Genomic DNA, 9,251 nt, shown 5'->3' on the forward strand with positions numbered 1-9,251 from the left:
AGGATGGCGAGCTGTCCTTCGACTGCGGGGGGCTTGCCATTGATTTCACCCTGGCGGAGGTGTACGAGGACGTGATGCTCGGCCTTGATCGTCAGCGCGAGTAGTAGATCCTGGGGGCTTGCAGACAAACAACCTGGGGTGGACCCCCGGCTTGCTGGTAGCGGTTCAGTGGTGCGGGCAGAGGCTTTGGGTGTTGGGTGTGTTGTGGGAGCGGCATCCTTGCCGCGACGATGCACCGCCGGTGGTGCCAGATTCGTCGCGGCCAGAGGCCGCTCCCACAGCAGCCCGAGCGGCCCGTGGGAGCGGCATCCTTGCTGCGACGATGCCCTTGCCGGTGCCGCCAGACTCGACGCGGCCAGAGGCCGCTCCCACGGCGGCCCGAGCGCCCCGTGGTGCGAGTGGGATTGACGCGCCACTATCGCGCACAACGGGGGGGGGCGAGAGGCGTCGGCCGTGGCCAGGGTCAGCGATCGCGGAGGAACTCGTGCGGTGGGATTGCGGCTTGTCTGAGGATGGCCCGCAACGTCCCCTCAGGCATGTCGCCGGGATGGTTTGGGATGGTGGTGTAGCGGCCCGTAGTCGGGTTGAACCAGATTTCGTGGCTGCCGGCGGCTTGGCGATCAAACGCAAATCCGTGACGCCTGAGGCGTTTGACGATGTCGCGGTATCGAAAGCCGGACAGCCTCCCCATCAGGAGCCGAGCACCAACGGCATGTCGAAGGAGTCTCCGACAGGTGCAAGACGGGTTGTGCCGGAGCGCTCCGCCTCCGCTTCGAGGAGCTTTCGGGCCACGTCGCGCGCGATCTCCAACGTTTCCGTCAAGGTGCGGCCTTGGGCGACAAGGCCCGGAATGTCGTCTGAGGTCGCCAGATACACGCCCTCCGGGAGTCGCTCGATGTGCAGGTTTGCGATCTGTTCCACTAAAGGTCTGAACCCTTTGGTGATGGTCTGTGGATGCGCGGGATTATGGCACGTCAAACTGCTGGGCTTCGACCCGTTCGCGGACCCGCAGCCGAGAGAAAATGACCGTGATGGCGGCTCGGCCTCGCACCAGACATGCGTGCACGCACCGGGCCGGGAGAACACCGCCGCCGGCCGGCGACAATGGGTGAGCGTCAACGCCCCGGGGGTGCGGCATGAGCCACGATCAGAAATCCAAGAAACTCGTCCTCGACTAGCCGCGCGCGGCGCTCGCCCTGTTCGCCGCCGCCGAGGCGGCAACGATCGATGCGGCTGCGCACATCATCTCTGGTGCGCCAGCATGGTTTGGGTCTTGGGTTTGGTGTGGGAGCGGTATCCTTGCCGCGACTGTGTGGCTTGAGCTCTGGAAGTGTTCGCGGCCGGAGGCCGCTGCCACAGCAGCCCGAGCGTGCCGTGGGAGCGGCATCCTTGCCGCGACGATTTACCGCCGGTGGTGCCAGATTCGTCGCGGCTAGAGGCCGCTCCCACAGCGGCCCGAGCATGCCGTGGGAGTGGCATCCTTGCCGCGACGATTTACCGCCGGTGGTGCCAGATTTGTCGCGGCCAGAGGCCGCTCCCACAGCGGCCCGAGCATGCCGTGGGAGCGGCATCCTTGCAGCGACGATGCCCTGCCGGTGCTGCCAGACGCGTCGCGGCCAGAGGCCGCTCCCACAGCGGCCCGAGCGGTCCGTGGGAGCGGCATCCTTGCCGCGACGATGCACCGCCGGTGCTGCCAGAGTCTTCGCGGCCAGAGGCCGCTCCCACAGCGGCCCGAGCGGCCCGTGGGAGCGGCATCCTTGCCGCGACGATGCACCGCCGGTGCCGCCAGATGCTTCGCGGCCAGAGGCCGCTCCCACAGCGAGTCGCGCGGCCCGTGGGAGCGGCATCCTTGCCGCGACGATGCACCACCGGTGCTGCCAGATTCGTCGCGGCCAGAGGCCGCTCCCACGGCGGCCCGAGCGGCCCGTGGGAGCGGCATCCTTGCCGCGACGATGCACACAGCCGGCGCTGCCAGGGTCTTCGCGGCCAGAGGCCGCTCCCACAGCAACCCGCGCGCGCCGTGGGAGCGGCATCCTTGCCGCGATGATGTACCGCCGGTGGTGCCAGACTCGTCGCGGCCAGAGGCCGCTCCCACGAGGTGCTCTGGCTGTACGGCCGATGGGGTCCACCTCACTCTACAATGAAGCTAAAGCCTGGAGCGCCGCCGAGACACTCGAGCCTTTGATCGAGCCCGCGCCGTCGGTGCTGGAGGCTTATCGACCACGGCAAGGCTATCTCCTGCTCGACGAGCAGCAGATCGCCAGGTCCGGCGCACTGTCCGAGCGCCATCTCAACGCGGCGCTGTTTCAGCTTGAGGCGAGCCGCGGATCGGCGCCGGTGATGGCCATCGTGCGTGCGCTCATCGACTGGCTCCAGGCGCCTGAGCAGCGCGATTTGCGCCGCGCCTTTGCCGTCTGGCTCGGGCGTGTCTTTCTACCCAGGCGGCTGCCCGAGGTCGAGCTGCCGGCGTTGAGCGACTTACATGAGGTGTATCAGATGCTGACCGACAATGTCGAAAGCTGGACCGATCAGTGGAAACAGGAAGGACTGGAGGAAGGATTGGAGCAGGGCCGAGAAGCCGCGCGCCACCTATTGCTGCGCCAGATCCGCCACCGCTTCGGCCCCGCGATCGCCGAGCAGAGCGCCCCATGGCTCGCGCAGATCCGCGACCTCGGCGCGCTGGAAGCGCTTGGCGATCAGCTGCTCGTCCTCGCCGATGGCGATGCATGGCTGAACGCGCTGCGTGAGAGCGCCGCGGACCCAACCGCCAGCGGGGGGTCGGCCGGAGGTGCGCCCGCCGATGGTCCACAGCGCTGACGGACAGGCCGCGCGTCCTTTGATCGGGCACGCAGTCCAGCCGCGTGGGCACAAAAAGCGTGCCCACCCTACCAAGCTGCCCAGCGTGTCGAGCGTTTGAAACCACCGCAACATCCGCATAGTCTGGAGCTAATATCAACAGCTTGGAGCGTACCCAGTGGCAACCGTCGTCGAACGTGTCGACCGACTTGAAGAAGTCCTGCAAGACTTCGTGACCAGCGTCGGGATCGAGTTCAACAAACTCTACAACTCTCAGATGCGTACCGAGACCGAGATGCGCGCGTTCAAGGACGAAATGCGCGCGTTCAAGGTCGAGATGCGCGCGTTCAAGGACGAAATGCGCCAGCAAAACCGTGAGATGAACCGCAAATGGGGCGATGTCTCCAACAAGCTCGGCACCCTGGTGGAAGACCTTGTCGCCCCGAGCCTGTCGCGCATCATCGAAGCGAAGCTCCGCGAGCCGGTGCTCGATCTCATGCCGCGGCGCAAGCGCCGGCTGGCCGATGGGCGCGTGCGCGAATTCGATGCGGTGGCGCTCACCCCGAGCCTTGTCTGCCTCAACAGCACCAAAGCGACCCTGCGCAGCGCTGACGTCGACCGCTTCATCGAGGACATCGCAGCATTCCGCGAGTTCTTCCCTGAATACGATGCCCTGCCCCTGGTCGGCATCCTCGCCAGCCTGGCCGTCGATGACAGCGTGCTCAACTATGCCGAAGCCACTGGCTTCCTGGTGCTCGCAGTCGGCGACCAGCTCATGGAAATCAAGAACCGCCCGGACTTCGAGCCGAAACGTTGGTAGCCGGTCCGCGTAGCCACAAAAAGTGCCCAATCTTGGGGGGAAAGGGCCAAGCTCAATTTCCGTGGTGCATCAATCCTGCGGGGACCTCAGCAACAGGTTCTGGAACGGGGCGTGCTGCTTCCAGCGATAGGCATGAAAATCCCGCGCGTCGGTCGAGAGAATGCGCCCGTGGCCCAGGTGCTCCGCGAGCAGGACCAAGGACGCATCGGCGAGGTCCATCGGCAGGTCTGCGTATTTTGTCATGAGCTCGGCAATCCGTGGCGCGTGAGTACCAGCGACTTCGAAAACGTCGAACACCCCGGCTCGGTATTGCTCGACAAAGCACAACTGCGATCCAACCCCGCCCCGCGCAAGGAGCATGTGACATGTCTCGGCCATGACCGCGCAGGTGGTGATGAGGCGTTCATGCTGCGCTGCAAGCTCAGCGATACGTTGCTTAGCCAGCGCGTGATGCCGGTCGCGCGGTAGGGCCAAGGCGAGCCATAGGCCGGTGTCAGCGATGACCATACTTAGCGCCGAGGCTGTCGGTCAGCTCAGACTTCCAGGTCTCGGAAAGGTCGACACGATCACTGTCCGCACACCCGATGAAGTCCGAATCGAGCAAGGCGAGCAAGGGGTTTGCCTGGCGATGGCTCGGGTTGACCTCCGTTGGCGCAGCCGCCGGCGCCGTGCTCTGGGTCTGAATCAGCGCACGCAGACCAAGCTCCACCAGATCGCTGTCCGATACGAGGCCGGTGGCTTCGCGCGCCTGACGTATGAGGGCATCGTCGACCGTGACTTGACAGGACATTGTTTGACCTCCGGGAGGTGACGGGTCGCATGGCAGGCCCGACTGCGCCTCTGCCGGGACTTTGGTTATCCACAGCTGCCGTTTGCCCAATGGTAGCAAAGGGACAAACCAGGACGGCGCCTGACGTCTCGCAGCCCCGGAGGTTGGGGGTCAAGATTGGGGGCCAAGGTTGGAGGTCTTGCAAACAAGCATCTTCTCCACGGGCCGCACAGGAGATGACCGTTATGGCGGCTCGGTGAGCTCGCACCAGACATGCGTGCACGCACCGGTGTGGGGGACACCACCACCGGCCGGCGACAATGGGCACATGTCAACGCCGCGGGGGTGTGGCATGAGCCACGATCAGAAATTCAAGAACCTCGTCCTCGACTAGCCGCGCGCGGCGCTTGCGCTGTTCGCCGCGGCCGAGGCGGCAACGCTCGATGCAGCTGCGCGCATCATCCTGGTGAGCCAGGGTGATTTGGGTCTTGGGTTTGGTGCAGGAGGGGCATCCTTGCCGCGACGATGCGCCCCGCCAGTGCTGCCAGACGCTTCGCGGCCAGAAGCCGCTCCCAAAGTGCCAAACTCGTCGCGGCCAGAGGCCGCTCCCACAGCGGCCCGCGCGCCCCGTGGGAGCGGCATCCCTGCCGCGACGATGCAGCGCCGGTGCTGCCAGACTCGTCGCGGCCAGAGGCCGCTCCCACAGCAACCCGCGCGCCCCGTGGGAGCGGCATCCCTGCCGCGACGATGCGCCGCCGGCGTTGCCAGACTCCGTCGCGGCCAGAGGCCGCTCCCACAGCAACCCGAGCAGCCCGTGGGAGCGGCATCCTTGCCGCGACGATGCGCCGCCGGCGTTGCCAGACTCCGTCGCGGCCAGAGGCCGCTCCCACAGCGGCCCGAGCAGCCCGTGGGAGCGGCATCCTTGCCGCGACGGTGCGCCGCCGGCGTTGCCAGACTCCGTCGCGGCCAGAGGCCGCTCCCACAGCGGCCCGAGCAGCCCGTGGGAGCGGCATCCTTGCCGCGACGGTGCACCATCGGTGCTGCCAGACTCGTCGCGGCCAGAGGCCGCTCCCACGGGGTGAGCTTGGCTCTGCGGGCGATGGAGTCCACCGCAGCCGGCTGAGTGAGACGGTTCGCGGGCGTTCGCGCCGATGGCGCTGGCGCCTGTCGTGTGCCGGGGACGCAGCGCGGCTGCCGATTGACGCCCTCCCCCGTCATCGCCAAAACTCTGCCGCAGTGTGATGACGTATACCGACACCGCCGGCCCATGACCCGAGGCGATACCGAGCACACAGCCAAACGCCAGCCAACGCACGACAGCGGCTACAAGCTCCTGTTCGCGCACGCTGCCATGGTCCGGGATCTGCTGCGCGGCTTCGTGCCCGGGGCTTGGGTGCGGGAGCTCGATCTGAGTACCCTGGAGCGCGCCAGCGGCAGCTATGTCAGCGACGATCTGCGCGACCGGGCCGATGACATCATCTGGCGCGTGCGTTGGGGGCAGGACTGGCTCTATATCTATGTGTTGCTGGAATTCCAGTCCAGCGTCGACCCCTGGATGGCGGTGCGCATCCAGACCTACATCGGTCTGCTGTACCAAGATCTCATCCGCGCCGAGCAGTTGAGCGTCGCCGGGCGCCTGCCGCCGGTCCTCCCCGTGGTGCTCTACAATGGAGCCAAAGCCTGGAGCGCCGCCGAGACGCTCGAGCCTTTGATCGAGCCCGCGCCTTCGGTGCTGGAGGCTTATCGACCCCGGCAAGGCTATCTCCTGCTCGACGAGCAGCAGATCGCCAGGTCCGGCGCACTGCCCGAGCGCAATCTCAGCGCCGCACTGTTTCAGCTTGAGGCGAGCCGCGGGTCGGCGCCGGTGATGGCCATCGTGCGCGCGCTCATCGACTGGCTCCAAGCGCCTGAGCAGCGCGATTTGCGCCGCGCCTTTGCCGTCTGGCTCGGGCGTGTCTTTCCACCCAGGCGGCTGCCCGAGGTCGAGCTGCCGGCGCTGAGCGACTTACATGAGGTGTATCAGATGCTGACCGACAATGTCGAAAGCTGGACCGATCAGTGGAAACAGGAAGGACTGGAGCAAGGACTGGAGCAAGGATTGGAGCAGGGCCGAGAAGCCGCGCGCCACCTATTGCTGCGCCTAGTCCGCCGCCGCTTCGGCCCGACGACCGCCGAGCAGAGCGCCCCATGGCTCGCGCAGATCCGTGACCTCGGCGCGCTGGAAGCGCTTGGCGATCAGCTGCTCGTCCTCGCCGATGGCGATGCATGGCTGAACGCGCTGCGTGAGAGCGCCGCGGACCCAACCCCCAGCGGGGGGTCGGCCGGAGGTGCGTCCGCCGATGGTCCACAGCGCTGACGGACAGGCCGCGCGTCCTTTGATCGGGCACGCAGCGGGCAACCCGACCCTGAGTCCTCAAGGGTGCCACCGAGGTGCTGTCGCACGTCAACGCGGTCTATGGGGTCGATGTCCGCAATCGGATCCGATGAAGGCACACACGATGAGTGCCAGTCTCGTCTTTCTGCCGCGTGGGCACAAAAAGCGTGCCCACCCTACCGAGCCTAAAGGCGTGCGCACCCTGCCAAGCTACCCAGCGTGTCGAGCGTTTGAAACCACCGCAACATCCGCATAGTCTGGCGCTAGTGTGAACAGCTTGGAGCGTACCCAGTGGCAACCGTCGTCGAACGTGTCGACCGACCTGAAGAAGTCCTGCAAGAGTTCGTGACCAGCGTCGGGATCGAGTTCAACAAACTTTACAACTCTCAGATGCGTACCGAGGCCGAGATGCGCGCGTTCAAGGACGAAATGCGCCAGCAAAGCCGGGAGATGAACCGCAAATGGGGCGATATCTCCAACAAGCTCGGCACCCTGGTGGAAGACCTTGTCGCCCCGAGCCTGTCGCGCATCATCGAAGCGAAGCTCCGCGAGCCGGTGCTCGATCTCATGCCGCGGCGCAAGCGCCGGCTGGCCGATGGGCGCGTGCGCGAATTCGATGCGGTGGCGCTCACCGCGAGCCTTGTCTGCCTCAACAGCACCAAAGCGACCCTGCGCAGCGCTGACGTCGACCGCTTCATCGAGGACATCGCAGCATTCCGCGAGTTCTTCCCGGAATACGATGCCCTGCCCCTGGTCGGCATCCTCGCCAGCCTGGCCGTCGACGACAGCGTGCTCAACTATGCCGAAGCCACTGGCTTCCTGGTGCTCGCGGTCGGCGACCAGCTCATGGAAATCAAGAACCGCCCGGACTTCGAGCCGAAACGTTGGTAGCCGGTCCGCGTAGGCACAAACAGCGTGCCCACCAGGCTCTACCTCCACCTGCGCGCGGACGACAATGCGCGCCACGGTGTACATTGCCATTTCCTTCGTTGCGCCCTCGACGACCAGCCCCCTCCGCAACCTGCTGCTAACCATCAACCGGGACCAACCCGTCGGCAACGGCCGCTACCATCGGCAAAGCAAGGCGATCACCGGCCAGACCCGGGAATGGCGAAAGCTCGGCAGGACGTGCAAGCGCGATCAGCATGGATCAGTTGGCGAAGGGAGGAAGACCATCTGTCGTCATGACCCACTTGAGCCTGGCCCCTTTTCCCTCACGGCGGGCTCACCGACCAGGATGTAGCCCAAGTCCAAGATGATCGCGTCGAACGGCGGGATGCGGGCGGGCTGGGTGTGATCGAGCGTGGCGACCACCTGATAGCTATCGCCGTCACGGCGATGGGCAACGAGCCTGCGCTCCTCCGGCCAGATCAGCCAGTAGAACGGAACGCCGTGGCGCTGCAGCAGCAGCGGGATGTCGCGGGTGTCCTTGCGCCCATGCCCCGGGGAGACGATCTCGCAGACCCAGTCCGGCGGCAGTTCGATGGGGCCCTCGGGCAGCCGCGGCAGCCGGGAGCGGCGCCAGCCGGCCAGGTCGTGGGTGGGGCACTGGTGGGGCTCGTAGGCGACGCTGGCCTCGGTGATGATCCACCACCCGTCGGGGCCGGAACGGCAGGTGAATGCGTCCAGCTCGGCGCGGGCGGTGCCCTGTATCCAGCCGTGCTCGGGGCGCGGCAACGTGCGATGGACGATCTCGCCATTGATGAGCTCGACGCGCTCGTCGGGGCGCTGCAACAGGTCGTGGACGGTGGCAAGCTTGATGGCCTGCATGATTCCTCCAGCGGCGGTTGTGTCGGCGCTCGGCCGTTATCCTAACGTGGCGCGAACCGCAACCGAAGTGTTCATCATGTCGCTCGTGACGAAGCCATTCGAGGTTGCTAGTCCCAGATCATCATCGGAGGTGAGGACGTAGCGGGTCCAGAATGGTCCGCTGTGGCGATAGAGCACGGCAGTGCCCGCCTCTGTGTCCACCAAGAGTCTTCGCGGCCAGAGGCCGCTCCCACAGCGGCCCGAGCGGCCCGTGGGAGCGGCATCGCTGCCGCGACTGTGTGGCTCAAGCTCTGGAAGTCTTAGCAGCCAACGGCCGCTCCCACGAAGTGCTCTGGCTGTGCGGCAAAACCGCAAGGGGCCGGGCTCGAATGGCGCTACATTAAGCATTTCCGCTCCCGGTTCAGAGTGCTATAGCCGCTGCCTGCGGATTACCGTGGCTGCCTCGCGGGACCATTCAGGCGTACCGCCTCGCATGCTTCGCCACTAGCTTGGGGCATGGGCGGGAAGCCCTTGTCTTGTCGCTTGCGCTGGCGCGGCTCGATGCGCCCCGCTCTGAGCCCGGAGGGTGGGCACGGGGGTTGTGCCCACGTGTGGTCTGCTTGCGCAGCCCCTTATGCAGCCGGTGCGTCTCGCCACAGACTTTCGGGGTGTATGCTGGAAGGTCAGCGCCGATCCGTCACGGAGCACATTTATGAGCGCGCCCGCCCCGATGTCCCCGCTCA

General features: G+C 66.1%; 9 protein-coding genes. 4 read left to right on the forward strand and 5 right to left on the reverse strand.

Annotated elements, in window-relative coordinates; all coding sequences use genetic code 11:
- Positions 1–463: 463 nt before the first annotated feature.
- Together CKO31_RS24320 and CKO31_RS24325 are read right to left on the reverse strand one after the other, a co-directional pair.
- Entirely contained in the window at positions 464–691 is a 228-nt protein-coding gene (locus tag CKO31_RS24320) for a type II toxin-antitoxin system HicA family toxin (protein ID WP_200242939.1), read from the reverse strand.
- Positions 691–921, reverse strand: a complete 231-nt coding sequence (locus tag CKO31_RS24325) for a type II toxin-antitoxin system HicB family antitoxin (protein WP_200242942.1) — start codon at positions 919–921, stop codon at positions 691–693. The genes CKO31_RS24320 and CKO31_RS24325 overlap by 1 nt, the downstream gene beginning before the upstream one ends.
- 1,122 nt (positions 922–2,043) lie before the next feature.
- On the opposite strand from CKO31_RS24325, the gene CKO31_RS24330 reads away from it, so the two are divergent.
- Both CKO31_RS24330 and CKO31_RS24335 read left to right on the forward strand, forming a co-directional pair.
- Positions 2,044–2,817 (forward strand): RpnC/YadD family protein, encoded by a 774-nt coding sequence (locus CKO31_RS24330; RefSeq protein ID WP_200242945.1) that lies wholly within the window; start codon positions 2,044–2,046, stop codon positions 2,815–2,817.
- 157 nt (positions 2,818–2,974) lie between these two features.
- Complete coding sequence (locus tag CKO31_RS24335) at positions 2,975–3,616, forward strand: hypothetical protein (RefSeq protein WP_200242948.1); 642 nt, start codon at positions 2,975–2,977, stop codon at positions 3,614–3,616.
- A 69-nt stretch (positions 3,617–3,685) separates the two neighbouring features.
- On the opposite strand, the gene CKO31_RS24340 is transcribed toward CKO31_RS24335, so the two are convergent.
- Together CKO31_RS24340 and CKO31_RS24345 are read right to left on the reverse strand one after the other, a co-directional pair.
- A complete protein-coding gene (locus tag CKO31_RS24340; protein ID WP_200242960.1) occupies positions 3,686–4,123 on the reverse strand; it encodes a type II toxin-antitoxin system VapC family toxin in 438 nt (145 codons plus the stop codon).
- Positions 4,110–4,406: a type II toxin-antitoxin system VapB family antitoxin gene (locus CKO31_RS24345; RefSeq protein WP_200242963.1), complete on the reverse strand. Its 297-nt coding sequence runs from the start codon at positions 4,404–4,406 to the stop codon at positions 4,110–4,112. The genes CKO31_RS24340 and CKO31_RS24345 overlap by 14 nt, the downstream gene beginning before the upstream one ends.
- 1,246 nt (positions 4,407–5,652) lie before the next feature.
- On the opposite strand from CKO31_RS24345, the gene CKO31_RS24350 reads away from it, so the two are divergent.
- Together CKO31_RS24350 and CKO31_RS24355 are read left to right on the forward strand one after the other, a co-directional pair.
- Positions 5,653–6,741, forward strand: a complete 1,089-nt coding sequence (locus CKO31_RS24350; RefSeq protein ID WP_242475653.1) for an Rpn family recombination-promoting nuclease/putative transposase — start codon at positions 5,653–5,655, stop codon at positions 6,739–6,741.
- A gap of 309 nt (positions 6,742–7,050) precedes the next feature.
- A complete protein-coding gene (locus tag CKO31_RS24355; protein WP_200242966.1) occupies positions 7,051–7,650 on the forward strand; it encodes a hypothetical protein in 600 nt (199 codons plus the stop codon).
- Positions 7,651–7,941: 291 nt separating this feature from the next.
- Here the strand turns inward: CKO31_RS24355 and CKO31_RS24360 are convergent, their stop codons facing one another.
- Entirely contained in the window at positions 7,942–8,529 is a 588-nt protein-coding gene (locus CKO31_RS24360) for a Uma2 family endonuclease (protein ID WP_200242967.1), read from the reverse strand.
- Positions 8,530–9,251: the final 722 nt, after the last annotated feature.

Origin of the sequence: Thiohalocapsa halophila (assembly GCF_016583825.1) — a bacterium.
Taxonomy (GTDB): domain Bacteria; phylum Pseudomonadota; class Gammaproteobacteria; order Chromatiales; family Chromatiaceae; genus Thiohalocapsa; species Thiohalocapsa halophila.

Excerpts from the sequence above, each read along its gene's own strand:
- CKO31_RS24320 (WP_200242939.1), bottom strand. The coding sequence starts at position 691 with ATGGGGAGGCTGTCCGGCTTTCGATACCGCGACATCGTCAAACGCCTC.
- CKO31_RS24330 (WP_200242945.1), top strand. The coding sequence starts at position 2,044 with ATGATGTACCGCCGGTGGTGCCAGACTCGTCGCGGCCAGAGGCCGCTC.
- CKO31_RS24340 (WP_200242960.1), bottom strand. The coding sequence starts at position 4,123 with ATGGTCATCGCTGACACCGGCCTATGGCTCGCCTTGGCCCTACCGCGC.
- CKO31_RS24345 (WP_200242963.1), bottom strand. The coding sequence starts at position 4,406 with ATGTCCTGTCAAGTCACGGTCGACGATGCCCTCATACGTCAGGCGCGC.
- CKO31_RS24350 (WP_242475653.1), top strand. The coding sequence starts at position 5,653 with ATGACCCGAGGCGATACCGAGCACACAGCCAAACGCCAGCCAACGCAC.
- CKO31_RS24360 (WP_200242967.1), bottom strand. The coding sequence starts at position 8,529 with ATGCAGGCCATCAAGCTTGCCACCGTCCACGACCTGTTGCAGCGCCCC.